General features: G+C 68.1%; 22 protein-coding genes. 16 read left to right on the top strand and 6 right to left on the bottom strand.

Annotation, left to right across the window (positions count from 1 at the left end):
• Window positions 1-6: 6 nt before the first annotated feature.
• Both ABW137_RS36780 and ABW137_RS36775 read right to left on the bottom strand, forming a co-directional pair.
• Entirely contained in the window at window positions 7-447 is a 441-nt protein-coding gene (locus ABW137_RS36780) for a TIGR03618 family F420-dependent PPOX class oxidoreductase (RefSeq protein WP_526408072.1), read from the bottom strand.
• Window positions 444-1,172 carry an EthD domain-containing protein gene (locus tag ABW137_RS36775; protein ID WP_526408070.1) on the bottom strand — a complete coding sequence of 243 codons (729 nt, stop codon included), beginning with the start codon at window positions 1,170-1,172 and terminating at the stop codon, window positions 444-446. The genes ABW137_RS36780 and ABW137_RS36775 overlap by 4 nt, the downstream gene beginning before the upstream one ends.
• A gap of 82 nt (window positions 1,173-1,254) precedes the next feature.
• Between ABW137_RS36775 and ABW137_RS36770 the strand changes: the two genes are divergently transcribed.
• Window positions 1,255-3,255 (top strand): FUSC family protein, encoded by a 2,001-nt coding sequence (locus tag ABW137_RS36770; RefSeq protein WP_526408068.1) that lies wholly within the window; start codon window positions 1,255-1,257, stop codon window positions 3,253-3,255.
• A gap of 7 nt (window positions 3,256-3,262) precedes the next feature.
• Here ABW137_RS36770 and ABW137_RS36765 read toward each other — a convergent pair whose 3' ends face one another.
• Entirely contained in the window at window positions 3,263-3,889 is a 627-nt protein-coding gene (locus ABW137_RS36765; protein WP_526408066.1) for a PaaI family thioesterase, read from the bottom strand.
• A 133-nt stretch (window positions 3,890-4,022) separates the two neighbouring features.
• Between ABW137_RS36765 and ABW137_RS36760 the strand changes: the two genes are divergently transcribed.
• The 5 genes from ABW137_RS36760 (at window position 4,023) to ABW137_RS36740 (ending at window position 10,276) form a co-directional block, all read left to right on the top strand.
• Window positions 4,023-5,558: an FAD-dependent oxidoreductase gene (locus ABW137_RS36760; RefSeq protein WP_526408064.1), complete on the top strand. Its 1,536-nt coding sequence runs from the start codon at window positions 4,023-4,025 to the stop codon at window positions 5,556-5,558.
• A gap of 254 nt (window positions 5,559-5,812) precedes the next feature.
• Window positions 5,813-6,487, top strand: a complete 675-nt coding sequence (locus ABW137_RS36755; protein WP_526408062.1) for a GntR family transcriptional regulator — start codon at window positions 5,813-5,815, stop codon at window positions 6,485-6,487.
• A 57-nt stretch (window positions 6,488-6,544) separates the two neighbouring features.
• The gene (locus tag ABW137_RS36750) at window positions 6,545-7,963 is read left to right on the top strand and encodes an allophanate hydrolase (protein ID WP_526408060.1); all 1,419 of its coding nucleotides are present in this window, start codon (window positions 6,545-6,547) and stop codon (window positions 7,961-7,963) included.
• The gene (locus ABW137_RS36745; protein WP_526408058.1) at window positions 7,960-8,652 is read left to right on the top strand and encodes a cysteine hydrolase family protein; all 693 of its coding nucleotides are present in this window, start codon (window positions 7,960-7,962) and stop codon (window positions 8,650-8,652) included. Before ABW137_RS36750 ends, ABW137_RS36745 begins: the two co-directional genes overlap by 4 nt.
• A 13-nt stretch (window positions 8,653-8,665) precedes the next feature.
• Complete coding sequence (locus ABW137_RS36740; protein WP_526408056.1) at window positions 8,666-10,276, top strand: regulator; 1,611 nt, start codon at window positions 8,666-8,668, stop codon at window positions 10,274-10,276.
• Between the two features lie 35 nt (window positions 10,277-10,311).
• On the opposite strand, the gene ABW137_RS36735 is transcribed toward ABW137_RS36740, so the two are convergent.
• On the bottom strand, window positions 10,312-10,695 hold the full coding sequence (locus ABW137_RS36735) for a cupin domain-containing protein (protein WP_526408054.1): 384 nt from the start codon (window positions 10,693-10,695) through the stop codon (window positions 10,312-10,314).
• A 112-nt stretch (window positions 10,696-10,807) separates the two neighbouring features.
• Between ABW137_RS36735 and ABW137_RS36730 the strand changes: the two genes are divergently transcribed.
• The 5 genes from ABW137_RS36730 (at window position 10,808) to ABW137_RS36710 (ending at window position 16,119) form a co-directional block, all read left to right on the top strand.
• Window positions 10,808-11,404, top strand: a complete 597-nt coding sequence (locus ABW137_RS36730; protein ID WP_526408052.1) for a TetR/AcrR family transcriptional regulator — start codon at window positions 10,808-10,810, stop codon at window positions 11,402-11,404.
• A gap of 15 nt (window positions 11,405-11,419) precedes the next feature.
• A complete protein-coding gene (locus tag ABW137_RS36725) occupies window positions 11,420-12,556 on the top strand; it encodes a hypothetical protein (RefSeq protein WP_526408050.1) in 1,137 nt (378 codons plus the stop codon).
• The gene (locus ABW137_RS36720) at window positions 12,468-14,180 is read left to right on the top strand and encodes a tetratricopeptide repeat protein (protein ID WP_526408048.1); all 1,713 of its coding nucleotides are present in this window, start codon (window positions 12,468-12,470) and stop codon (window positions 14,178-14,180) included. The genes ABW137_RS36725 and ABW137_RS36720 overlap by 89 nt, the downstream gene beginning before the upstream one ends.
• 147 nt (window positions 14,181-14,327) lie before the next feature.
• Window positions 14,328-14,822, top strand: coding sequence for a nucleoside deaminase (locus ABW137_RS36715; protein ID WP_526408046.1), 495 nt, complete (start codon window positions 14,328-14,330; stop codon window positions 14,820-14,822).
• Window positions 14,815-16,119: an alpha-amylase family protein gene (locus ABW137_RS36710; RefSeq protein ID WP_526408044.1), complete on the top strand. Its 1,305-nt coding sequence runs from the start codon at window positions 14,815-14,817 to the stop codon at window positions 16,117-16,119. Before ABW137_RS36715 ends, ABW137_RS36710 begins: the two co-directional genes overlap by 8 nt.
• Before the next feature lie 4 nt (window positions 16,120-16,123).
• Here the strand turns inward: ABW137_RS36710 and ABW137_RS36705 are convergent, their stop codons facing one another.
• Window positions 16,124-16,588, bottom strand: a complete 465-nt coding sequence (locus tag ABW137_RS36705) for a DUF1810 domain-containing protein (protein WP_526408043.1) — start codon at window positions 16,586-16,588, stop codon at window positions 16,124-16,126.
• Window positions 16,589-16,689: 101 nt separating this feature from the next.
• Here ABW137_RS36705 and ABW137_RS36700 point away from each other — a divergent pair, with 101 nt between their 5' ends.
• The 3 genes from ABW137_RS36700 (at window position 16,690) to ABW137_RS36690 (ending at window position 21,876) form a co-directional block, all read left to right on the top strand.
• Entirely contained in the window at window positions 16,690-18,888 is a 2,199-nt protein-coding gene (locus ABW137_RS36700; RefSeq protein WP_526408041.1) for an adenylate/guanylate cyclase domain-containing protein, read from the top strand.
• Window positions 18,885-20,285 carry a mechanosensitive ion channel domain-containing protein gene (locus ABW137_RS36695; RefSeq protein WP_526408039.1) on the top strand — a complete coding sequence of 467 codons (1,401 nt, stop codon included), beginning with the start codon at window positions 18,885-18,887 and terminating at the stop codon, window positions 20,283-20,285. Before ABW137_RS36700 ends, ABW137_RS36695 begins: the two co-directional genes overlap by 4 nt.
• A gap of 595 nt (window positions 20,286-20,880) precedes the next feature.
• Window positions 20,881-21,876 carry an alpha/beta hydrolase gene (locus tag ABW137_RS36690; protein WP_526408037.1) on the top strand — a complete coding sequence of 332 codons (996 nt, stop codon included), beginning with the start codon at window positions 20,881-20,883 and terminating at the stop codon, window positions 21,874-21,876.
• A gap of 124 nt (window positions 21,877-22,000) precedes the next feature.
• On the opposite strand, the gene ABW137_RS36685 is transcribed toward ABW137_RS36690, so the two are convergent.
• Window positions 22,001-22,939, bottom strand: coding sequence for an NADP-dependent oxidoreductase (locus tag ABW137_RS36685; protein ID WP_526408035.1), 939 nt, complete (start codon window positions 22,937-22,939; stop codon window positions 22,001-22,003).
• Between the two features lie 90 nt (window positions 22,940-23,029).
• On the opposite strand from ABW137_RS36685, the gene ABW137_RS36680 reads away from it, so the two are divergent.
• A complete protein-coding gene (locus ABW137_RS36680; RefSeq protein WP_526408033.1) occupies window positions 23,030-23,668 on the top strand; it encodes a VC0807 family protein in 639 nt (212 codons plus the stop codon).
• Between the two features lie 62 nt (window positions 23,669-23,730).
• Window positions 23,731-24,491 (top strand): LON peptidase substrate-binding domain-containing protein (locus ABW137_RS36675; RefSeq protein ID WP_526408031.1); only part of this gene is annotated, 761 nt, incomplete at its 3' end.

Raw genomic sequence — 24,491 nt, 5'->3', positions numbered from 1 at the left:
TATGCGTCAGCCGTTGGAGTACACGCGCGTGGGTGCGACGAAGACGACCGTCCTGCGCTGCTCGGCCATCACCCGGTCGTACTCGTCCCAATCGTCGTGCGTGCCCCCCGCCGCGGTGAACACCTCACGCAGCAGAAGCCGCAGCTCGCCGTCGGTCAACCAGGGTGCGGCGTCGTCCGGCCCGACGAGTGACGCGGTGCCCTCGACGGTCGCCCATTGCCACCCATTGCGGAACGTCACGGCGAGCTGAGGCCGAACCCGTAGGTTGGCGAGCTTGACCTTGCCGTAGGTGACGAACCCGAGCACGCGGTCCCCCGACTCCGGATGGTCGAGGGCACCGACGTTGACCAGCGACGCCTGCACGGTGCCGTCGGCGCGGACGGTGGAGATCACGGCGAGCCCGCTCTCCCCGGCGGCCAGACTCACCGCATCGTCGAGCGTGGTCACGCGCGCACCCCTGCGGTCTCGGACGCCGCCGCGAAGGGAGACCGGAACGCGTAGCGACTGGTCGGTACGGTGTCCACGTCCCGGTTCGCGCCGAACGCGGTCGTGCTAGCGATCATTCGGTTCATCCTGTCCTTCAGTTCGGTGTCGTCGGCGGCGCCGAAGAACGCATGCAGGTCCCTGGTCGCCGCGAGGGGGAAGAGCTCTTCGACGATCGCGTCGATCGGCTCGGCGCCCGCGGTCAGTGGGCGCACCACGGCGTTCTGGACGTATCCGAAGGTCGCCTGCGTCGCGATCGCCACCGGGGTGTGGTCGAAGTGCCAGCGCGCGAACCAGGTGGCCGCGTCGAGTTCGGCGGGCCTACGGAGCAGCGCGACGTTTGCGAACCCCTCCGTGCGGGCGCCGTCGGCGGTTCGCGGCGGCGTCAGCGGTACCGATTCGGTGACCAGATAGGCGTCCACACGGTCGCACTCACGGTCCAACCGGGCCACTGCGCCGCGGACGTCGGGCCCGTACGACGCCTCGGTCCACACGCTGACCAGTGCCGTCACCGGCGGTTCCAGCGTCGTCAGGGTCATCAGCGAATCGGCCACCACGGCGTCGCGGACGTTGAGCACCAGACCCGGTGGCCCAAGCGCGAGCAGGTCCTCCGCGACCGTCGTGCGCAGATTCTCGCACCACGCCTCGTCCCCCACTGCGCCCCTGAGCGTGATGACGACCTTCTCCACGGCACGAACCTACCGCCGGGCACGGACGGCGCACCCACAATGGTTCTGATGCGAGCCAGGTCGCGGTGGACTGTTGGATGGGGTGCGTGATGACCCAGTGAGCAAGCGGCTTCCCTCTTGGCTGTCCGCGCCCGACGTCGGTGCGGTGCTGCGCAGCCTGCTCGGCGTTCTGGCCGCGGCGGGCGCGGGCCTGCACTGGGGCTCGGCAGGGGCGGCCACGGCCGCCGCAGGCGCGGCGGCGATCGCCGGAGCCACGGCGTTGCAGGACAGTCCGCGCGGACCGCTGCCACTCGTCGGCGCGGTCTCGCTGCAGATGGGAGCGGCGGTGCTGCTCGGGACGGCCACGTCGTCGTACGGGGTGCTCTTCGTCGCGGTCGTCGCGGGGTGGTGCTTCTTGGCGGGCATGCAGTGGGCCGTGAGCACGAATGCCGGGCTCATCGCCGCGGCCGCTGGTGCGCTGCTCGTCACCTCGCCTCCGATTCCGCCGACCGTGTCCTCGGTCTTGACGGCGACCGCGCTGACCGTCGGCGGTGGCGCGTTTCAGGCCGTGCTGATCGCGTTGTGGCCGCGGCGCCGGTGGCGGATGCAGCGGGACGCACTGACGAGGGCGTACCGCTCGCTCGGTGTCGACGCCGGCAAGCTCGCCGCCGATCCCGAGGCCGGCGTGGATCCCCAGCCGTTGGTTCGGCTGCGCGACACGTTCACCCTGACCGACCGGCGGGCCCGTCGGCGTCCACTGGCCTACCGCGCCTGGTACGGGCTGCCGCAGCGCATTTCGGTGACGTTGCAGGCGCTCGCGGGCAGATCGGCAGGCGACCCCGCGATCGCCGAGGTGCTGCGGGGTGCCGGGCGAGTGCTGGGTCTGGTGCCCGAGCACCACCGCTCGGCGAGACGCGACGCGACCGAGGCGCTGCACCAGATGGCGAGCAAGGTTGGTTCGGTGGCTCCCACGAATCTCGCACTGGCCCAACGGCTTGGGCGACAACTCGCCGAGGCGGTCGCGGTGCGCTTCGGCGAGCTGTCCCCCGGCGCGGACGACGTCGTCGAGCGTCGACGGCGCGGTGGCTGGTCGGCCATGCCCGCGACGGTTGCCGCGGTCGGCGTGCACATGGCGTGGGGTTCACCGATCCTGCGGCACGCGCTGCGGCTGGCGGCGGCGGCGGGCGCGGGGATCGCCGTCGCGCGCTTCGCCGACGTCCCGCACGGATACTGGATTCCGCTCACGGTTCTCATGGTGCTGCGGCCGGAGACCGCGCATACCTACACCCGGTGCGTCGGGCGGATCGCAGGCAATGCCGTTGGCATTCTGGTGGCGTCGGTCTTCGCGGCCATGTGGCATCCCGTCGGGCTGATCGCGGCGGCGTTCGCAGTGCTCGCCCTCGGCGTCGCCTACGCCGTATCGCACTTCGGTTACCTGGCGTCGACCGCCGCCGTCGCCGCCGCCGTCGTGTTCCTCATCGACGTGACGGGTACCGCGGGTGCGGGAAGCGTGGCCGACAGGATCATCGCGACGTTGATCGGTGGTGCGCTGGCCGTCCTGGTCCACGTGGCACTGCCCGATCACTCGATGATCCGGCTTCGGCAGCGCGCAGGTGAGTTGTTGAAGACCGAGATCGACTATGCCGCAACGGTCATCAAGGCGTTCGTGCACGGCCTGGACCATCCGGGCGAGGCGCTGGCCGCCGCGTGGGAGCGGGCGTTCCGCGCCAGGGCCGCATTCGAGGCGGCGACGGGCGCCACCACGTCGGACTCGGCCGACCTCCGGCGTTGGCTCAAGTCCTACCGGACGGCGCTCAACGCCATCACCACGTCGTGCGCAACGCTGGAGTCCAGCCTCCCCGCGCACCCGTCGGCGACGTTGAGCGGTGACTTCGTCGTTGCGGTCGACGAGTACGCCGACGCCCTCGGTGGCGGTCCCGCCTCCCCCGGCGCGCCGTGGCGCATCGACAGCGACCGCCTGGCTGCGGCCGAACAGCGGATCCGGGATGCGGCCCGACGCCTCGGTCCCGACGAGACGGCCAGCCGCGTGCTGGTGGCCGAGATCGCCGACATCACCCGCAGCCTGGTGAGCATCCCGGATTGAGGAGTGCTCAGCGTGCCCACTTCGGCTGGATGAACACGCCCTCGGCCTCGACGGTGATCCCTTGGGCGTCGGACAGGTGGCCGACAGCGAAGGCCTTGACGCCCTCGGTGCGCACGATCGCGGCGTCGACGCGCAAGTCCCCCAGCGGGGTGATCCGGCGGTAGCGCACCGTGATGGTGCCGGTCAGTCGTGGTTTCTCCGAGGCGCTGGAGCTCGCGACCTCGCCAAGGACGTGATCGAGGATGAGGGCGGCGACCCCTCCGTGCAGGTGGCCCGGTGGTCCCTCGTACGCCGCGCCGAGGTGGAAGTCGGCGAAGAGGCCGCCGTCGGGTCCGCGCTTGATCTCCAGAGGCGGCGCCACCGGGTTGCGTAGGCCGATGACGGCGTTGCCCCACGGCATCTGACTCCCTTCCGCGCCGAATCGGACGCCGAAGGGGCCTCCGAGTTGCCTGCGCCGCAGCCGGGCCGTTGCCGCGTCGATCTCGGCCTTCGCGGCAGCCACGGCAGCGCCGTCGACCTCGGTGCGGATCGTGGCGTCGATCAAGTCGCGAACCGACTGCGTGAGGGGCTCGTAGATGCCGCGCAGCCGTTCGACGTCCTCAGCACTGAGGTTCTCCACGGGAAAGTCGAGCACTTCTGAACTAGAACACGTTCTAGCGGTGGTGTCTAATGGCCGAGCCGTAAGTCACCAATCGTTGACATGACGCGAGAGCACGCTTACGGTTAAGTCACCAATTGTTGACTTACGGCCGAGCATCGGAGCGGACATGTCGAACGGCACGCATCACCTACCCGTCCTCGTCATCGGCGCGGGCCCGACCGGCCTGACCGCCGCTCTCGAACTGTCGCGGATGGGGATCGACGTTCGGATCGTCGACAAGGCCGCCGAACCCTCGACGACGTCACGCGCGCTCGGAGTGCAGGCTCGCACGCTGGAACTCCTCCGCCCGCGCGGCGTCGGCGACGAGATGCTACGACTGGGCAACCGAGCGCACCGCACCGCGCTGCATGCGGGCGGCCGTCGGATCGCAGGCATCGAATTCGGCGCCATGAAGAGCGAATACAACTTCATCCTCATGCTCGCGCAGTCCGAGACCGAACGACTGCTGACCGAGCAGCTGGCCCGCCAGGGCGTCAAGGTTGAGCGGAGCGTCGAATTCTCCTATCTCACAGATTGTTCGGACTATGTCGAGGTGATGCTGACCGGACCCGACGGTATGTCCGAAGCGGTCCAGGCGAGTTACGTCATCGCCGCCGACGGATCCCACAGCCCCGTGCGCAAGAGTCTCGGCCTGCCATTCGTTGGCCGGGCACTGCCGACGAACTACGTGCTCGGTGACGTCCACGTTGCGGGCGACCTCGCCGAGGACCAGCTCTCGATCTTCCTGGCCACCAACGGGTTTCTGGCCGTGTTCCCCATGGGCGATGGGCGCTTTCGCTTCATGGCCACCGATCCCGACGGGTTCACGGGAGATGCCGACGAACCCACGCTCGCCGACATTCAAGTCCTCTACGACCGCACCGTGCACATTCCCGGGCGGTTGTACGACCTCGACTGGAGCTCGCGTTTCAGGATCAACAGCAGGCACATGGAGACGCTCCGCCACGGTCGGGTGTTCTTCGGCGGAGACACCGCGCACGTGCACAGCCCCGCGGGAGGGCAAGGCATGAACGCGGGCATTCAGGACATGGTGAACCTGTCATGGAAGCTCGCGATGGTGCTCGACGGCACCGCCAAGCCCGAACTCCTCGACACCTACGAGTCCGACCGACTGCCCGTCATCCGCCAGTTGGTGGGCATGACCGAACGCGCCACCAAGGTGTTCAACTCCACCAGTCCGCTGGTGCACGCAGCGCTCACCAGGGTGGCGCCGATCGCCCTGTCCCGCGCCAAGGTGCAGGGCAAGGCGGCGCCGCGGCTGGGGCAGATCGCCGCGACGTACCGCGGGTGCCCAATCGCCAAGGGCGGCGGCCGGATCGGCGAGCTGCGGGCCGGGGACCGGGTGCCCGACCTCACGCTGGCCGGCGACGGGAACGGCCGACTCTACGACCTCCTCGACACCTCGACGTTGACCCTGCTGGTGTCCGGCTCCATCCTCGGTGGGGCGAAACGGGTCGTCGAGGCGGCCGGCCCATGGGCCGACGTCATTCAGATCCGTGGCGTCGTGTCGCCCAATGAGCTGTTGTCGGGTTCGGCGTGGCTGTTGGTCAGGCCCGACGGCTACCTTGCCGCCGCAGGCCACGCGAACGACGCGGACCGGTTGCGCGCGTGGCTCACTCGCTGGCTGGTGCCGACGACCTGACCGGTTCCGCTGCCGACGGGAGGCCGTCCAGCGCATCGGCCCCATCCCGGCGCGATGCCCGGGCGCCGCGATGAGGTGCCGCGGCGTGCCGGGACACGCCTGAGCACAGCCAGTTCCTCCAGCCGTCGGGCCTGCTCGAAGGGGGTCGGTAGGGTCGCCACCCGACCACGGCCAAGCGCATCGGCCGAAAGGTTCCTACGATTGTCGACAATCGGGCATGGTGCACGGGGACGGACCCAGGGAGGCGGCGAGCAATGGCATCCGGGCGAGCAATGGCATCCGACGGATACGAGCTACCGACGAGCCTGGTCGAACTGGCCGCGCGCCGCATTCGCGACGCCATTCTGAGCGGTGGGCTCAAGCCCGGCGAGAAGATCATCGAGGAGCAGCTGTGCGCTGACTTCGGCGTCAGCCGCGCGCCGGTGCGCGAGGCGTTGCGAGAGCTCGCGCAGCAGGGTCTCGTCGAGCATCTCCCGCGCCGCGGGTCCCGCGTCACCGAGTGGTCCCCCACCGACATCCTGCAGCTGTTCGCGCTGCGTCACGTCCTGGAGCGGCACGCCATCGAGAGCGCTCTGCCCCTGCCCGACCCGGACACGGCCCTGGCACCCGTGCGCGAGGCGCTGGACCTCATGGGCATCGCCGCCGATGACCTCGCTCGCGACGACGCGCACCGCCGGTTCCATGCCTCGGTCGTCGAACTCGCCGACAACCGGCAGTTGAACTTCACCCTGGCGCCGATTCTGCTCAAGTTGCAGCTGCCGATGGCGACGAACCTGCGCGAAGAGGCCCGTCAACACCATGCCGACGACGGGCTGAAACGTCATCAGGCGATCCTGGAGGCCTTGGAGACCAATGACCCGGGGGCCGTGGTCGTGGCGCTCTGGGATCACGGGCATCTGCAATATCTCGGCCTTGAGCCGCATCGCTAACACAATCGACACACAGCCGTACCGAGATCGCCATCATTCTGTCGACAATCGACATCTATGGCATACGAAGTTCACGGCCCGTCGATCGGACCGTCGGTAGCGGAGATCCTCGACTCCCACGCCGGTGGCACCGGTTCACCCACCAAGACCGCCACCCGCGTCGCGGACGCGATCGCCGCGCGGGGGGACGACGGGACCTGGCTCTCGACGGTGCCGAGGGACGAACTGCTCGCCGCCGCCGCCGAAATCGAGAGCAGGCCCGGCGGCAGGACACTGCCGCTCTACGGCGTGCCGTTCGGGGTGAAGGACAGCATCGACGTCCAGGGCGTGCCCACCACGCTGTCCTGCCCCGACTACGCCTACGTCGCATCGACCACCGCCCCTGCCGTGCAGCGGCTACTCGACGCTGGCGCGCTCTACGTCGGCAAGACCAACCTCGACCAGTTCGCCACCGGACTCAACGGCACGCGCACGCCGTACACCGTGCCGCGCAGCGTGTACGGCGGCGAGATGATCTCGGGCGGCTCCAGTTCTGGCTCCGCGCTTGCCGTTGCCCTCGGCCAGGTCCCCTTCGCCGTCGCCACCGACACGGCAGGTTCCGGCCGGGTGCCCGCGGCGCTCAACGGCGTCGTCGGGTTCAAGCCGTCACGCGGGCTGATCAGCACCGTCGGACTGGTACCCGCGTGCAAGTCGCTGGATTGCCTCAGCGTGATGGCGGGATCCGTCGACGACGTCGACCGCGTCATCGACGTGATGATCGGACGCGACGACGCCGACCCGTGGTCCCGCGATCGCGGCCCGCGCCATGCCGGAGGCACCATCCGGGTCGGGCTGCCGCCGGTGGCCGAGCTGGAGTTCTTCGGCGACGACGCGATGAAGACCGCGCACGTCGGGTTCCGCGAGCACCTCGCCCGCCACGCCACGATCGTCGACGTCTCCCTCGAGCCGTTCCTCGCCGCGGGAGCCCTTCTGTACCAAGGCCCGTGGGTCGCCGAGCGGCTGGTCGAGTTCGGTGACTTCCTCGCCGAACACCCCGACTCCATCCATCCCGTCGTCCGCGAGATCTTCCGCGGCGGGGAGAGGTACACCGCCGTCGACGCGTTCGCGGCACTGCAGCGACTCCAGGAGCTCAAGGCCGAGGTCGGCCGGGTCTGGAGTGGAGTCGACGTGATCGTGCTGCCCACCATCGGCACCACCTTCACCGTCGACGAGGTACTGGCCAGGCCGATCGACTGCAACACGATGCTCGGCCACTACACCCACTTCGGCAATCTGCTCGACCTGCTCGGCATCGCCATCCCCCTTGGCGTCACCGCCGACGGAAGACCCTACAGCGCAATGCTTCTCGGGGCCGCCCTCAGTGACGACACCGTGCTGCAGCTGGCGTCGCAGATTCTCGACGAACCGCGCACCACCTGGTCCCCCACGTTCGCGACCGCATCCACCGCCCCATCCCCCACCAAGGAGCAGACATGACCGAGTTCGTCGACGTCCCCGCCGAGCCGACGCCGTTCCCACTAGCGGCCGACAAGACCGCCCTGATCGTCATCGACATGCAGCGGGACTTCATCCTGCCTGGCGGCTTCGGTGAGAGCCTCGGCAACGACGTGGACCAGCTACTGAAGGTGGTGCCCCCGCTGGCCGCCCTGATCTCCGCTGCCAGGGACGCGGGCATCATGGTGATCCACACCCGCGAGGGCCATCGGGCCGATCTGTCCGACTGCCCACCCGCCAAGCTGAATCGCGGAGCGCCGAGCAAGCGCATCGGTGACCCAGGCAAGTACGGACGGATCTTGATCCGCGGCGAGTACGGCCACGACATCGTCGACGAGCTCGCACCCGTCGACGGCGAGGTGGTCATCGACAAGCCGGGCAAGGGCGCCTTCTACGCCACCGAGTTGCAGGACGTCCTCACCGCGGGGGGCATCACTCAACTGCTCGTCACCGGCGTCACCACCGAGGTCTGCGTGCACACCACGACCAGGGAGGCCAACGACCGGGGCTACGAGTGCCTCGTCGTATCCGACTGCGTCGGTTCGTATTTCCCGGAGTTCCAACGAGTCGGCCTCGAGATGATCAAGGCCCAGGGCGGCATCTTCGGCTGGGTTGCCGACAGCGCCGCAGTCATCCCCGCAATGCAGCAACTCGCCACCACCGCCGCCTGAGAGGACCACGACCATGAGCACCGAAGTCACCGAAACCCCCAACGACCCATCCTCCGACGATCAGCGAACCAAGAAGACGGCCCCGTCGATTCCGTGGTGGACCCGTGGCGACACCAACGCCTTCTTCGGGTTGGGCTTCAACATCCTGGTCAACGTCCTGACGCTGACCGGTTTGATGATCGGCGTCGTCGCCGTGCCCGCCGGCGACGTGCTCGGCACCGTCCTGCCCGCTCTCGGCGTCGCGCTGATCCTCGGCAACCTGTACTACACGTTCCTCGCCCGACGGCTGGCCCGTCGGGAAAGCCGCACGGACGTCACGGCATTGCCGTACGGACCGAGCGTTCCGCACATGTTCATCGTGGTGTTCGTCGTCATGCTGCCCGTCTACCTGAACACGAAGGATCCGATTCAGGCGTGGCAGGCCGGTCTGGCGTGGGCGTTCATGATCGGCATCATCGTGATGATCGGCGCGTTCGTCGGCCCGTACATTCGCAAGCTGACCCCGCGCGCCGCGATGCTCGGCACGCTTGCGGGCATCTCGATCACCTTCATCTCCATGCGTCCCGCCGCGCAGATGTGGGAGGTCGCCTGGATCGGACTGCCCGTCCTGGCGATCATCCTGATCGGCTTCTTCACCGACGTGAAACTGCCGTTCGGCATCCCGGTGGGTCTGGCCGCGCTGTTGGTCGGCACTGCGATCGGCTGGATCGGCGGCTACATGTCGGCCCCCGACGTCGGCCAGGCCGTGTCCGACATCGCGGTCGGCATTCCGGATCTGCGCCTCGACCTGTTGTTCAACGGGTTGTCCGACCTGGCTCCGCTGCTCGGCACCGCAATCCCGTTGGGCGTCTACAACTTCACCGAGGCGATGAGCAACGTCGAGAGTGCCGCGGCCGCCGGCGACAACTACAACCTGCGCAGCGTGCTGCTCGCCGATGGTGCGGGCGCCGTCGTCGGCTCGGCCTTCGGTTCGCCGTTCCCGCCCGCCGTCTACATCGGGCACCCGGGCTGGAAGGACGCCGGCGGCCGGGCCGGGTACTCGCTGGCCAGCGGCGTCGTCATCGGAATCCTGTGCTTCCTCGGACTGTTCGGTGTCCTGGACGCGCTGCTACCCGTCCCCGCGATCGTGCCGATCCTGCTGTACATCGGGTTGCTCATCGGCGCGCAGGCGTTCCAGGCGGTGCCGCGGCTGCACGCCGTCGCCGTGGTGGCCGCCATCCTGCCCAACCTCGCGCAGTGGGCGCACGGGTTGATCGACAACGCGCTCAACGCCGCTGGGACGTCGGCCACCGAGGTGGGCATGGACGCGCTCAACGGGGCGGGCGTCGTGTACGAGGGCCTCAAGACGCTCGGCGAGGGTGCCGTTCTGGTCGGACTCATCCTCGGCACGATGGTCACCTACATCCTGGAGAAGAAGTTCCTCTACGCCGCGATTGCGTCGGCCGTGGGTGCGGTGCTGTCGTTCATCGGGCTGATTCACGCCCCCGAAGTGGCCTGGGCGGCGAGTCCCGCCGTCGCACTTGGCTATCTGTTCTTCGGGCTGGTTTGCCTGCTGTACTGGTTCCTGCCCGGGGCGAAGGATCCGGTCGAGATCGACGAAAGCGACGTCGTCGCAGGCCACTAGCACGTCAGCGGGCCGTGGCTGGGCGACCCCGGTGCTCAGTCGCGGACGAACGGGACCTCGGTGGCGTCGGCCAGCACCACGTACATCCGCCGCCACGGATCGGCCCCTTCGAGCCGCCACTGGTGGCCGGAGCCGACGGTGTCCTCGGCCAGCAGCACGTCGCCGGGATTCAGCGTGAACTCCTCGCCGTCGCGGGTGGAGAACAGCAGCGTTCCCGCGAGGGTGACGACGAGTTGACGCACGGGGGCGGTATGCCAGGCCAGCGTGCCGCCGCCCGCCGTCTCCTCGACCGTCACCCTGGTCGACGCCATCGCGGGCGACACCAGGTCGTCGTTGCGTCCGGATCGCATGTCGAGCCGCCCGATCTCGACGTGCGAACCGCCTTCTTGACCCGTCCATAGGCGGACGCAGCGAATCATGGCGATCACGCTAGTACGCCCGCGAGGCGCTCGTCACATCGCCGCGGGCACGTGTCTTAGTTAACCTAACATTTCGTAGTCATGTGTCCACGAAGCGGCATAGACTCTTGGCATGCCAGCACGGACGCACAGCGTCGACCCCCGCGCCGAGCGGGTCCGCGCACTGCTGCGCGGGGCCGCCTTCGCGCTGGCGCACGAACGGCCCGTCGACGAGATCACGGTCGGGGACCTCGTCACGCGGGCAGGCGTCAGCCGCCAGGTCTTCTACCGCCACTTCACCGACCGCGACGACGCGATCGCGACGGCGTTCGCGGTGGCCTTCGCCGCGGCCGCGGCCGCCATCGACGGCGACGCCCGCACGCGCATCACCGCACTCTTCGACTTCGCCGCCGAGCATCGCGAGATGTACCGCAACGTCGTCCCGAGCGCGGTCACCCAACGCGTCGTCGCCGCGTTCCGGGACGAACTCCTGCCTGCCTGTGAGGAGATCGCCGCCCAGGGCATGCGGGTCGTCGGCCCGATCGCGGACGTCGCCCCCGAATCCGTCAGCCGATTCCTCGTCGGTGGATTTCAGGAGGTCCTCCGGTCCTGGATGGAAGACACCTCCCAGGACGATCCCGCCGCCGACCTCCACCGCCGGGTGACCGCCGCGCTCGACACCGTCGATGCGCTCCTTGGCCTCACCGCCGCCACTCACCAACCCCGTTAGGAAGGGACACCCACGATGGGTAAGCACGAAGCTCCGCACGAGCACCACGGCCCGAAACTGGCCCACCCGAAACTTGCGATTGCCAACCGGCGGGTCTCGCGATCCGACGTCCGCAAGATGGTCCTGGCGATGGCGGCCCTCACGGTCTTCGTCGTCGCCATGATCGCCAGCTACTCGGGTGCGTTCGCCAAGCCGACGCTGCACCACCTGAACGTCGCGGTCGCGGGACCGCAGCAGCTCGTCGACGGCATGCGGGCCCAGGACACCCTGTCGGTGACCCAGGTCGCCGATGCCGATGCCGCCCGCGCCCAGGTCTACGAGCGCAAGACCGATGCGGCCTTCGTCGTCGGGCAGCCCGGTCAGCTGAAGATCTACGTCGCGGGCGGCGGCGGGCACAGCGTCGCCGCCGCCTCGGAGACCGTCGGACGCGCCGTCGCCGCGAAGGCGGGCCTGACGGCCAGCGTCGAAGACGTCGCCCCGACCTCGCCCGGCGACCCCCAGGGCACCGTCGAGTTCTACGCCGTCATCTTCCTGTCGATCGGCGCGACGCTGGGCGCCTCGGTGTTCGGCTTCATGATGGGCAGCGTCCGCAGGCTCTCGACGCTGGCGCTACGCACCCTCAGCCTGGCGGCCTACGCCGCGCTGCTGGCTGGCGGCGTGACGATCTACGCCGACGCCGTGCTTGGCGCGTTGACGGGCCACGCCTGGCAGGTCTTCGGGGCGCTGTGGCTCTACGCCATGGCCGTCGCAGGCGCCGTGACCGGCGTCGCGGCCGCCTTCGGCATGGTCGCCTCGGGACTGCTGACGCTGTTCCTGATCATCGTCGGCAACGCGGCAGCGGCAGGCCCCGTCGGCCTGCCCCTCCTGACCGGCTTCTATACGACGTTCAACGCGATCGTCCCGCAGGGCTCGGGCGTGGCGCTGCTGCGCGGCATCGAGTACTTCGGCGGCAACGGCGCCGTGACACCGATTGTCACTCTGGCCATTTGGGGCGCGACGGGACTCGCGCTCGCGGTGATCGCAGTGCTCGCTCCCAAGGCTTGGACGAATTATCGTGCCAGTCATGACCAGTACCGCGTCCACGGGGCCGAACGAGGCACCGAGCGAGACCGAGCCGTACTACGACCTCGGGTCCTATCACCGGTCGATTGACAGCCCGTCGGATCAGGCGCAGGTCTGGTTCGACCGCGGCATGGTGTGGGCCTACGCGTTCAACCACGAAGAGGCCATTCGGTGCTTCGAGCGTGCGCTGGCGCTGGACCCCGCGCTCGCCATCGCCCGGTGGGGCGTCGCGTACGCCATCGGCCCGAACTACAACAAGGCCTGGGAGGCGTTCGACCCCGTCGACCTCGCCGCATCGCTGGCCAGGGCGAGGATGGAACTCGGCCTGGCCGCCACGGGGCGGGCGTCGACCGTCGAGCGGGGCTTGATCGACGCGCTGGCCGCCCGCTTCCCGACCGACGATCCGCAGGACTCCGAGGCGTTGACGGCCGGGCACCAGGCCTACGCCGACGCGATGGCGGCGCTGGGCGCGGCGCATCCCTTGGACGTCGACGTGCAGGCGTTGACCGCCGATGCCCTGGTCAACGTCACCGCATGGGCGCTGTGGGACACCGCGACGGGCGAGCCCGCGCCCGGTTCGCGCGTGCTCGAGGCGAAGCGAATCCTCGACGAGGCGCTGGCCACCGAGGTGGGTCGCCGGCATCCCGGCGTCTTGCATCTCTACCTGCACGCGATGGAGATGTCGGCTCATCCAGAGCAAGCCCTGCCCGCCGCGGATCTGCTGAGGGGGTTGGTTCCCGATGCCGGGCACCTCCAGCACATGCCGAGTCACATCGACGTGCTGTGCGGCGATTACCGCAGTTCGATCGTCGCGAACGTGGCTGCGGTGCAGGCGGATCGCAAGTTCGTCGAACGGGCCGGTCCGCTGAACTTCTACTCGCTCTACCGGGCGCACGACCTCCACTTCGTCGTCTACTCGGCGATGTTCGAGGGCCGGTACGGCGACGCGATGCAGGCCGCCGAGGAGTTGGCGGCACAGCTGACCCCCGAACTGCTGGCGATCGAATCGCCCCCGATGGCCGACTGGTTGGAGGCGTTCGCGCCCTTGAAGGTTCACGTCTTGATTCGGTTCGGCCGGTGGGACGACCTGATCGCGCTGTCGGTGCCCGACGACGCCGAGCTGTACAGCACGACGACGGCCACCATCCACTACGGCAGGGGTGTTGCCCATGCCGCCAAGGGCCACCTGGATCAGGCGCGCGCCGAACGGGAGGCCTTCTCGGCCGCCTATGACCGGATCCCCGAGACTCGCTACCTGTTCAACAACACCAGCCGCGACATCCTCGCGGTCGCTGCGGCGATGCTCGACGGCGAAATCGATTATCGCGAAGGGCGATTCGACGATGCCTTCGCCCGGCTCCGGGCGGCTGTCGCCCTCGACGACGCCCTGCCCTACGACGAGCCGTGGGGCTGGATGCAGCCGACCCGGCATGCCTTGGGCGCGTTGCTGCTCGAGCAGGGTCGCGTCGAGGACGCCGCCGCCGTCTATGCCGCCGACCTCGGCCTCGATCCGACGTTGAGCAGGCCGTGCCAGCACCCCGGAAACGTGTGGAGCCTGCACGGTTACCACGAATGCCTGAGGCGGTTGGGCCGCGACGACGAAGCGGTCATCATCGGTCACCAGCTTGAGCTCGCCGTGGCGCGGGCCGACGTGCCGATCCTGGCGTCGTGCGCGTGCAGGCTGGATACCAGCGGGGACGACTGCTGCCACTGAGGCCTGCGGGACCCAGCGGGCGGCAGCGCACCGTTGCTGCGGACCAACTTCACGTCGCTGGGCCATCTGTGCGCCCTGCTGCTGGGCCTGGCGTGCCATCCGCTGACACGCGGTCGGCGCGCCAAGCCGCCTGCGTACACTCCGGCTGTGACGATCAGCGATGAGGATTTGAGGCATCTGCGCCGCTGCGTGGAGCTGGCCAGGGAGGCACTCACCGCGGGCGACCAGCCGTTCGGTTCGATTCTGGTCGACGCCGCAGGCGTCGTCCGGTTCGAGGACCGCAACCGCACCAAGGGCGGCCCCTTCGGTGGCGACGCGACGAGACACCCCGAATTCGAGATCGCCCGCTGGGCGGCGGCGAACCTCGCCGAGGAAGACCGCGCCACCGCGACGGTGTACACCTCGGGCGAGCACTGCCCCATGTGCTCGGCGGCCCATGCCTGGGTCGGATTGGGGCGCATCGTGTACGCCACGTCGACGGCTCAGTTGGGCAGCTGGCTGCAGGCGTGGGGGGTTGGGCCCTCCCCCGTTGCCCCGCTGCCGATTCCGACGGTCGCGCCGGGCGTGCACACCGACGGCCCCGCTCCCGAGCTCGCCGACGAGATGCAGTCGATGTACGAGGCGGCGTTTCGCAATGGCTGAACCGGCGTGGGTCGAGCACGTGATCTGGTGGCAGATCTACCCCCTTGGCTTCGTCGGCGCACATCCCTCCGACGACCCTCCGACAGCCGACGAGCACCGACTGCAACGCATCCCGTCGTGGTTCGATCATGCGCTGGAACTCGGTGCGTCGGGTATCGCGCTGGGGCCCATCTTCGCTTCCCGCACACACGGATACGACACCACCGATCATCTGCGCATCGACCCCCGACTCGGTACGGACGCCGACTTCGACCACCTCGTCGCCGAGGCACGGCAGCGTGGGCTGCGGATCTTGCTCGACGGGGTGTTCAACCACGTCGGCACCGACTTCGCGAGGTATCAGGAGGCCACCGCCGGAGGCGACGACTCATGGTTCCGCAAGGGGCGCAACGGTTTCGCCACCTTTGAGGGTCACGACGGCCTGATCACCCTGAATCACCGCAACCCCGCGGTCGTCGACTACGTCGTCGAGGTCATGTTGCACTGGCTGCGCCGCGGGGCCGACGGCTGGCGTCTCGACGCCGCCTACGCGGTCCCCGACCAGTTCTGGGCCCAGGTGCTGCCCCGGGTGCGCGACGAGTTCCCCGACGCGTGGTTCGTCGGCGAGGTCATCCACGGCGACTACGCCGCCATCGTGGCCGAGTCGACGTTCGACTCGGTGACGCAATACGAATTGTGGAAGGCCATCTGGAGCAGCCTGAACGACGCCAACTTCCACGAGCTCAACCATGCTCTGGGTAGGCACGACGAATTCCTGAAGGCATTCGTGCCGATGACCTTCGTCGGCAACCACGACGTGACCCGCATCGCCAGCCAGGTGGACGATCCCCGACACGCCGCGCACGCGCTAGTGGTCATGCTGACCATCGGGGGCGTCCCGAGCGTGTACGCGGGCGACGAGTGGGCATATCGCGGCGTCAAGGAGGAGCGTTTCGGCGGCGACGACGCAGTCCGGCCGGAATTCCCCTCGCGCCCCGAGGAATCCGAACACCTCGGCCATGACGCGTTTCGACTGCATCAGCACCTGATCGGGGTCCGGCGCCGCCATCCGTGGCTGCACGCGGCCACCACGACGCCGCTGCACCTGGCCAACAGTCAGTACGTCTACCGCACCGGTTCCGACGAAGGCGCCTTGGTGGTGGCGCTCAACGTCGACGACGAGCCGCTGCGAATGTCGTTGTCGGAGCTGGGTATCGGCGGCGGTCGTGTCGTGGCCGGTTCCGGGGTGCCCGCCGAGGACGAAATCGAACGCCTCGACGTCGAGCCCCACGGCTGGGCGGTCCTGACCCTCTCGTAACCGGTCAGGACGGCCCGAGCAATTGCAAGGTCAGCGGGTCCCGCTCGCCCGCGTAGTACGCATCGAGCACGGCGACGAAGTCGCGGCCGTCGAGACGGCCCCCCTTCGCTTCGCTCGCCCCGTCGGCGACTTCGGCGAACAACGTCATCGACGACCGCAGCTTGAGCGCATCGACGCCGCCGAGCAGCGTCTCCGCGGTGGCGGCACCTGACTGCGTGACGAGCTGCGCGCACTGGTGCAGACGCGGTCCCAGCACGTCGTGCGCCAGGTAGGCGATGGCCTCCTCGCGCGAACCGATGCCGTACTGGTGCGCCATCGCGGTCCGGCCCAGTCCGCGCAGCTGTGGGAAGACGAACCACATCCAGTGCGACCGCTTGCGTCCGGCCCGCAATTCCGCCGCCGCGGCCTCGTAGGTTCCGCCCCGGTTCTGGGCGTCGACGAATCGCTGAAGGTGGAACGGGTCGGCCATGACTCCACGGTGCCCGACCTGCCCCCGACTTGTCGACGGCCGTTGGCCATTCACCCGTCTGAGGCCGTAACGCGCGGTTCGCGGGTTAGTCTTTGCAACCGATGACGACAACCACGGACAGCGAGCTCACGGCCGATGCGGGCTCCGTGCCCCAGCCCGCGCCGAGACGCAGGCGACAGGTGCTGTCGCGGGTGAGCATTCAGTCCAAGCTGCTCGTCATGCTCCTGCTGACGAGCATCCTCTCGGCGGCGGTGGTCGGGTTCATCGGCTATCAGTCCGGCCGCAATTCTCTGCGGACCTCGGTGTTCGACCGACTCACCGAAATCCGGCAATCCCAGAGCAGGCAGCTGCAGGCCCAGGTCGCTGATCTGATGAACTCGTTGGTGGTCTACTCGCGCGGCTCGACGGCAACCCAGGCGATCGCCGCATTCACCTCGGGGTTCGACGAGTTGACGACGTCGACGATCAGCCCGGCCCAACAACAGTCGCTCGTCGACTACTACGCCAACCGGTTCGCGAAGGATGAAGGCGAACAGACGGGCGAGAACGTCGACATCGCCGCCCTGCTCCCGACTTCGGCGGCGGAGCGGTATCTGCAGGCCAACTACACGGTGCCCTTCGGCGACTACTCCCAGCCTTCCGCGGATTGGGATGCGGCGATCGCGTTCGACGACGCCAGGGACGGCAGTGCGTGGTCGGCGGCCAATGCGCAGTACAACGACTTCTTCCGAGAGATCGTCACGCGCTTCGAGTTCGAGGACGCCCTGCTCCTCGACACCCGAGGGAACGTCGTCTACTCCGCCTACAAGGGCGCCGACCTCGGCACGAACATCCTCACCGGACCGTACAAGGGAAGCCATCTCACCGACGCCTACCAAAAGGCGCTGGACTCCAACGCGATCGACTACGTCGGGCTGACCGACTTCGGTGCCTACGAGCCTGCCGACGAGCCGACCGCATGGTTCGTCTCGCCGGTCGGCCCGCAGGGCCGCGTCGATGGTGTACTCGCCCTGCAATTCCCGATCTCCAAGATCAATCGGCTCATGACGATGGACCGGCGGTGGCAGGAATCGGGGATGGGAGAAACGGGTGAGACCTTCATCGTCGGTCCCGACGATCTGATGCGGTCGGACTCGCGGCTCTTCATCGAGGACCCCGAAGCCTACAAGCGTGACGCCGTGGAAGGGGGCACGCCGCCCGACGTCGCCGAGGATGCGATCCGACAGCACGGCACCACCCTGGTGCAGCCCGTCGCGACGGAGGCGACGAAGTTGGCCCAACAGGGCCAGAAGGGCACCTTGGTCGCCGACGACTACCTGGGACACGAGACGCTGCAGGCCTATGCGCCTGCGGACATCCCTGGGCTTCGGTGGGCGGTGGTCGCGAAGATCGACACGGCGGAGGCATTCGCCCCCGTGTCCGCGTTCACCAGGACGCTGGTGCTGTCGACCGCCGCGATCATCTTCGTCGTGTGCATCGCCGCGATGTTGTTGGCACGGTTGTTCGTCCGACCCATCCGCCGGCTGGAGACCGGCGCGCTCCAGATCAGCTCGGGAGACTACGGCATCACGCTGCCGGTGACCTCACGGGACGAATTCGGCGATCTGACAGTGGCATTCAACGACATGAGCCGAAACCTCGCCGTCAAGGAGGACCTTCTCAACGAGCAGCGCCGCGAGAACGACCGCCTGCTGTTGTCATTGATGCCAGAAACCGTCGTGCAGCGCTATCGCGACGGCGAGGAGACCATCGCTCAGGACCACCAGGACGTGACGGTGATCTTCGCCGACATCGTCGGCCTCGACGAGCTGTCTGCGGACCTCTCGTCTGACGAGTCCTTGGCGATCGTGAACAAACTGGTGCGTCAGTTCGACGCGGCGGCAGAGAATCTGGGCGTCGACCGGGTGCGCACCCTGCGCAACGGCTATCTGGCCAGCTGTGGCCTCAACGTCCCCCGAATCGACAACGTGCGGCGCACGGTCGACTTCGCGATCGAGATGCACCGCATCGTCGACCGTTACAACGGTCAGGCGGGCAGCCAGTTGCGGCTGCGGGCGGGCATCGACACCGGCACCGTCAGCAGCGGTCTGGTCGGCCGGTCGAGTCTGGCGTACGACATGTGGGGATCCGCAGTGAATCTCGCCTATCAAGTGCAGAGCGGTTCCTCGCAGCCCGGCGTGTACGTGACGTCCCGCGTCTACGACGCCATGCGCGACACCAGACACTTCACCGCGGCAGGAGACATCACGGTCGACGGTGCCGAAGAACCGGTGTGGCGGCTCGAGGAACGGCAGCCGTGAGAAGCGTTCTGGACTCGCCGTGGTTCTTCTGGGCGCTCGGCGTCGCGATCGGATTGCCGGTGAGCCTGGTGGTCCTCACCGAACTTCGCTCGGCGTTGGCTCGGCGCCACAGCGTCTTCGTGCGGCCAGTCGGCGTGCTGCGCAACTACATCCTGCCCCTCGGCGCGCTGCTCCTGCTGCTGACGAAGGCCAACGAGGTATCCGCCGAGGCCACGCCGGTACGGATCGTCGCCACCGTGTTTGGGTTCGTGCTGCTGGTCCTGGTGCTCTCGGGACTGAACGCGACGCTGTTCCAGGGCGCCCCCGAGGGGTCGTGGCGCAAGCGTCTTCCGTCGATCTTCCTCGACGTGGCACGGTTCGTCGTGATCGCAGTCGGTCTCGCGCTGATCTTCTCCTACATCTGGGACGCGAAGGTCGGCGGGTTGTTCACGGCGCTGGGCGTCTCGTCGATCGTGCTGGGTCTCATCCTGCAGAACTCGGTGGGCCAGATCATCTCCGGGCTGCTGTTGCTGTTCGAGCAGCCGTTTCGGCTGGGCGACTGGGTCAACGTCACGTCGGCCCGCGGACGGGTCGTCGAGGTCAATTGGCGTGCAACCCACATCGACACCGGCAGCGGACTTCAGATCATCCCGAACTCGGTGCTGGCCGCCGAATCGTTCACCAACCTGAGCAGGCCACCTGGTGAGCACGCGATCACGGTGACCACCGCGTTCAACCCCAACGATCCCCCCGACGACGTCTGCGCGCTGCTGACGCGGGTGGCCGCCGCGCTTCCCCGCCTCAGGACCGAGGCGTTGCCGTCGACGGTCACCGTGGGCTCGGGCCAGTTCGAGACGTCGATTCCGCTGCGTTCGCCCGCCGACGACGCCGCCGCGCGGGCCGTGTTCCTGCGCTGGATCTGGTATGCCGCCCGCCGCGCGGGGCTACGCCTCGACGACGTGGACGACGACTTCGCTACCGAGGAGCGACTGGAGCGTTCGATGCGCATCGTCGGGCCGACCCTCCGCTTGACCGACACCGATCAGCAGGCCCTCATGCCTCGAATCCGGCTCGCCCGCTACGGCGTCGACGAGGCGATTCAGATCCCCGGCCAGGTGCCCAAGCGCATGACCTTCATCGTCAACGGCCGGGTCCGGCTGATCGCCGTCGGTGAGGACGGCGCCATGATCCCGGTGCGCACGCTCGAGGCGGGCGACTTCCTTGGCTCGACGACGCTGACCCGCGAGCCCGTCACCGGCGGTGCCTACGCACTCGACGAGGTCACGGTCGTGCAGATCGAGCGCGCGGACATCGAGGATCTGGTCCTGCGAAAGCCGTTGCTGCTGCAGGAGATCGGTCGCACCATCGAAGAGCGGCAAGAGGACGTGACCCGGGCGCTGGCCAGCGCGCGCGACTAGTCGGCATCCTGAGTGGGTCGGCAACGTGAGTAGGTCGGCAACGTGTGTAGGTCGGCAACGTGTGTAGGTCGGCAACGCGTCCGCATGACACCACCCGCCGAAGCACCCTCGGCACCCTGTGCCTGATTTGCTGAAATCGGAGGTACCGGCCGCAGTCGTGGCGTCGCGGAATCGACGATCCATCGCCGAGTAGGCCATCCGGCGCGTCGAGTCCGCATCGTGACCTCGATGAGAGCACTCCGTGGCCTGTGCCCCCCGGTCGGTCAATTCACGCAGGTCAGCGCGGCTCCGCTAGGGGTTAGGGCGCGGCTGGGAGGCTACGGTCGACGGTTTGGCGGGGTTTCCGGTCCGCCGGCGTCGAGCCGTGCTCGGGGTCACTTCAATCACTCCATTCACACAGGTCACACCCCTGAAAGTCTGGTTCGGCGGCGGCAAGGTCTCTGCGCCGAGTCGGAATCGTTAGCCAACCGCGACGTCGCTGCCCGGCGCTGACAGCCGAAACGAACCACATCGACGTGATTCACTAACGCTCGCAAAGCAATGGCGATTGCTTGAAGGCATAGAGATGCAAAACGAAAGGCGGTCGGTTGCCGTTATGAAGTTCGTCAGAAAGATTCGTGGTGCGTGGTTGCGCAGGCTGGCGGTCAGCGCCATGGCAGCGCTCACCCTGCCCGGGTTGATCGGCTTCGTCGGGGGTTCGGCGACTGCTGGAGCGTTTTCCCGAGAGGGGCTGCCCGTCGAGTACCTCGACGTGTTCTCCCCATCGATGAACCGCAACATCCGGGTGCAGTTCCAGGGCGGCGGCCCCCATGCCGTCTATCTCCTCGACGGTCTGCGGGCCCAGGACGACTACAACGGCTGGGACATCAACACCCCGGCGTTCGAGTGGACCTACGGCTCCGGCCTGTCGACGGTGATGCCAGTCGGTGGACAGTCGAGCTTCTACACCGACTGGTACCAGCCCTCGCAGGGCAACGGACAGGACTACACCTACAAGTGGGAGACCTTCCTGACTCAGGAACTCCCCGCCTTCCTCGAGACCAATTACGGTGTCTCGCCGAACGGCAACGCCGTCGTCGGCCTCTCCATGGCGGGCGGCTCGGCGCTGACCTACTCGATCTACTACCCGCAGAAGTTCATCTACGCGGCCTCGCTGTCCGGCTTCCTGAACCCGTCCGAGGGCTGGTGGCCGATGCTCATCGGCCTGGCGATGAACGACGCCGGTGGCTACAACGCCGAGAGCATGTGGGGCCCGTCGAGCGACCCGGCGTGGAAGCGCAACGACCCGACGGTCAACATCAACCAGCTGGTCGCCAACAACACCCGCATCTGGATCTACTGCGGCACCGGCACCCCGTCGGATCTCGACACGGGCGCCTCGGGTGGCAACCTGATGTCCGCGCAGTTCCTTGAGGGTTTCACGTTGCGCACCAACCAGACCTTCCGCGACAACTACATCGCGGCAGGCGGCACCAACGGTGTGTTCAACTTCCCGGCCACCGGTACCCACAGTTGGGGCTACTGGGGTCAGCAGTTGCAGCAGATGATCCCCGACGTCCAGCGGACGCTGGGAGCCCAGGCAGTCGCCTGACCCGGAGCTCGTAGCACGACCCGCAAGGAAAATGGGCCAGGGAGCCTGCCGTCACCCCCCGGACGGCAGGCTCCTTTTCCGTTGCGGCGCTTGCCATTCGGGGGGTACCTGGACTTGGTCGCCGTCAGGCGGGGCTGAGGATCACCTTGCCCCTGGTGTGTCGCTGCTCCAGCTCGCGATAGGCGTCCCGCACGCGGTCGAGGGGGAACACCTTGGCGATCGGGACGTCCAGGTCTCCAGATGCCACCAAGTCCGCGAGTTCGGCGACGACCGCGATGCTCGACGCCGCGGCAGTACCTTCGGCCTTGACGCCGAAGGTCTCGACGGCCGCGAAGTCGATGATCGTGTCGACGCGTTCCGGCGCGACACCCAGTTCCTCCACCGCGAGTTGCACGTAGCCCCCGCCGAACAGGTCGAGGAAGGCATCGATGCGACCACTCGGTGACGCGGCACGAAGGCGGGCGGCAAGGTCGTCGCCGTAGTTGACGGGGATCACGCCGTTGGCGGACAGCCAGTCGTCGTTGGAGGGGCCTGCGATGCCGAGAACCGTTGCCCCGGACCGCTTTGCGAGCTGGACGGCGATGGTACCCACGCCACCGGAGGCGCCGGACACCGCGACGACGTCTCCCGCCGTCAGCGTCACCGATCGCACCGCACCGTACGCGGCGGCGCCTGCGGTGTACAGCCCGCCTGCGACCTCCCACGACACGCCCGCGGGTTTGGGCGCCAGCTGCTCCGTCGGGACCGCCGTGAACTCGGCGTGGCTGGAGCGCCTCAGCGAGAAGCCGAGCACCTCGTCACCGACGGCGAAGGTCCCGACGCCGTCACCCAGTTCGACGACGACGCCCGCCAAGTCACTGCCCTCGCCCTCAGGAAAGGTGGCGGGCCAACGATCGTGCAACAGGCCGCGCCTGATCATCGACTCACCCGGATTGATGCCTGCGGCCTTGACTGCGACGACCACCTCGCCGGCCGGGGGCACTGGACGTGGTACGTCGCGCACCTCCAGAACGTCGATCTCGCCGTAGGTGTCGAACTGCACTGCCCTGGAAGTGGAAGCCATGTCAGCTACGACTGCATCGACGAAACGACTATTCCCTCACAGCGAGTGACCAGGCGGCGCTCATACAGTCACGGTCATGGATGAACCGTCGTGAGCGACCGTGCCCTGGCGCAGCGTCGCTCCATGCGCCCGCTGTTCCAGACCATCCTGCTCGACGTCGCGCCCCCTCTCGTCGCGTACTACGGGCTACGGGCCGCGGGCGCCTCCGAGTATGCGGCGCTCATCTCGGCAACGGTCGTGTCCGGCATACGGGTGATCTACGGCGTGGTGAGGAGCCGCAGACTCGACCCGTTCGCCATCTACCTGCTGCTGACGTTCGGCTTGAGTCTGGCCGTCGGGCTGGCCACCACGGACCCCAAGTCGATCCTCGTCGGCAACACCTTCGTCAACGGCATCGGCGGGCTGCTCTTCCTCGGCAGCTGCGTGGTCGGCACGCCGTTGACACAGGTCGTCGGCGAGCGCTTCCGCTCCCCCGCGGACGGCACGCCCACCGGCGACGAGGCCCGACGCATGCGCCGGGTGCACGTTCAGCTCTCGGCGATGTGGGGTATCGGCCTTCTCGTCGAGGTGGTCATTCGTCTGGTGGTGATCGCGAACCTGTCCGTCGATGCCGCCAACGCCGTGAACTCGGCAATCACCCTTCCGGTCATCGGACTGCTGGTGCTGGCGACCATCGTCGTCGGCCGCCGGGCCGCGGCGTCGGCCGAAGCCGCCACGGCCGCGGCGTAGGCGGCGGGAACAAATGCCCCTCCCCCAGGGTTGAGCGCGTCAGGCTTAACTTTGGAGGATTGATGACTGAAGCCATTGCAGTTCCCGTTCTTTTCGTGAGCGAGCCGATCGTCCTGCCCGGGATGGTCGTTCCGGTCGAACTCGACGACGCCGCCAGGACCGCGGTCGACGCCGCGCAGGCGAGCGAGAGCGGAAAGCTGCTCATCGCGCCGCGCCTGGAGGACCGCTACCCCACTTACGGCGTGATCGCCTCGATCGTGCAGGTGGGACGCATCCCCGGTGGCGGAGCCGCCGCCGTCGTCCGTGGCGAGAAGCGTGCGCACATCGGCTCAGGAACCACCGGGCCCGGTGCGGCGCTGTGGGTCGAGGTGACCGAAGCGGCCGACGCCGAGGTGACCGACGAGACCAAGGCGCTTGCCGCCGAGTACAAGAAGCTGCTGCTGGCGATGCTGCAGCGCCGCGAAGCGTGGCAGATCGTCGACGTGGTCAACAAGATCACCGACCCGTCCGCGCTGGCCGACACCGCAGGCTACGCGTCCTACCTGCCCGACGTGCAGAAGCGGCAGCTGTTGGAGACCGAGGACGTGGCTCAGCGGCTGCGGGTCCTCATCGACTGGACCGCTGAACACCTGGCCGAGGTCGAGGTCAACGACAAGATCGCCGACGACGTCCGCAGCGGCATGGAGAAGACGCAGAAGGAGTTCCTGCTGCGTCAGCAATTGGCGGCGATCCGCAAGGAACTGGGCGAGTTGGGTCCGGACGGCCAGGAAGGGGATGCCGATTACCGGGCCCGGATTGACTCAGCCGACCTGCCCGAGAAGGT

The organism is Mycobacterium sp., assembly GCF_040509115.1.
GTDB lineage: Bacteria > Actinomycetota > Actinomycetes > Mycobacteriales > Mycobacteriaceae > Mycobacterium.
The sequence above is the reverse complement of the archived record's forward strand: the minus strand, read 5'-3'. Positions and strand labels throughout refer to the sequence as shown.

Excerpts from the sequence above, each read along its gene's own strand:
- ABW137_RS36760 (WP_526408064.1), top strand. The coding sequence starts at position 4,023 with ATGTCGAACGGCACGCATCACCTACCCGTCCTCGTCATCGGCGCGGGC.
- ABW137_RS36755 (WP_526408062.1), top strand. The coding sequence starts at position 5,813 with ATGGCATCCGGGCGAGCAATGGCATCCGACGGATACGAGCTACCGACG.
- ABW137_RS36750 (WP_526408060.1), top strand. The coding sequence starts at position 6,545 with ATGGCATACGAAGTTCACGGCCCGTCGATCGGACCGTCGGTAGCGGAG.
- ABW137_RS36745 (WP_526408058.1), top strand. The coding sequence starts at position 7,960 with ATGACCGAGTTCGTCGACGTCCCCGCCGAGCCGACGCCGTTCCCACTA.
- ABW137_RS36740 (WP_526408056.1), top strand. The coding sequence starts at position 8,666 with ATGAGCACCGAAGTCACCGAAACCCCCAACGACCCATCCTCCGACGAT.
- ABW137_RS36735 (WP_526408054.1), bottom strand. The coding sequence starts at position 10,695 with ATGATTCGCTGCGTCCGCCTATGGACGGGTCAAGAAGGCGGTTCGCAC.
- ABW137_RS36730 (WP_526408052.1), top strand. The coding sequence starts at position 10,808 with ATGCCAGCACGGACGCACAGCGTCGACCCCCGCGCCGAGCGGGTCCGC.
- ABW137_RS36725 (WP_526408050.1), top strand. The coding sequence starts at position 11,420 with ATGGGTAAGCACGAAGCTCCGCACGAGCACCACGGCCCGAAACTGGCC.
- ABW137_RS36720 (WP_526408048.1), top strand. The coding sequence starts at position 12,468 with ATGACCAGTACCGCGTCCACGGGGCCGAACGAGGCACCGAGCGAGACC.
- ABW137_RS36710 (WP_526408044.1), top strand. The coding sequence starts at position 14,815 with ATGGCTGAACCGGCGTGGGTCGAGCACGTGATCTGGTGGCAGATCTAC.
- ABW137_RS36705 (WP_526408043.1), bottom strand. The coding sequence starts at position 16,588 with ATGGCCGACCCGTTCCACCTTCAGCGATTCGTCGACGCCCAGAACCGG.
- ABW137_RS36700 (WP_526408041.1), top strand. The coding sequence starts at position 16,690 with ATGACGACAACCACGGACAGCGAGCTCACGGCCGATGCGGGCTCCGTG.
- ABW137_RS36690 (WP_526408037.1), top strand. The coding sequence starts at position 20,881 with ATGAAGTTCGTCAGAAAGATTCGTGGTGCGTGGTTGCGCAGGCTGGCG.
- ABW137_RS36685 (WP_526408035.1), bottom strand. The coding sequence starts at position 22,939 with ATGGCTTCCACTTCCAGGGCAGTGCAGTTCGACACCTACGGCGAGATC.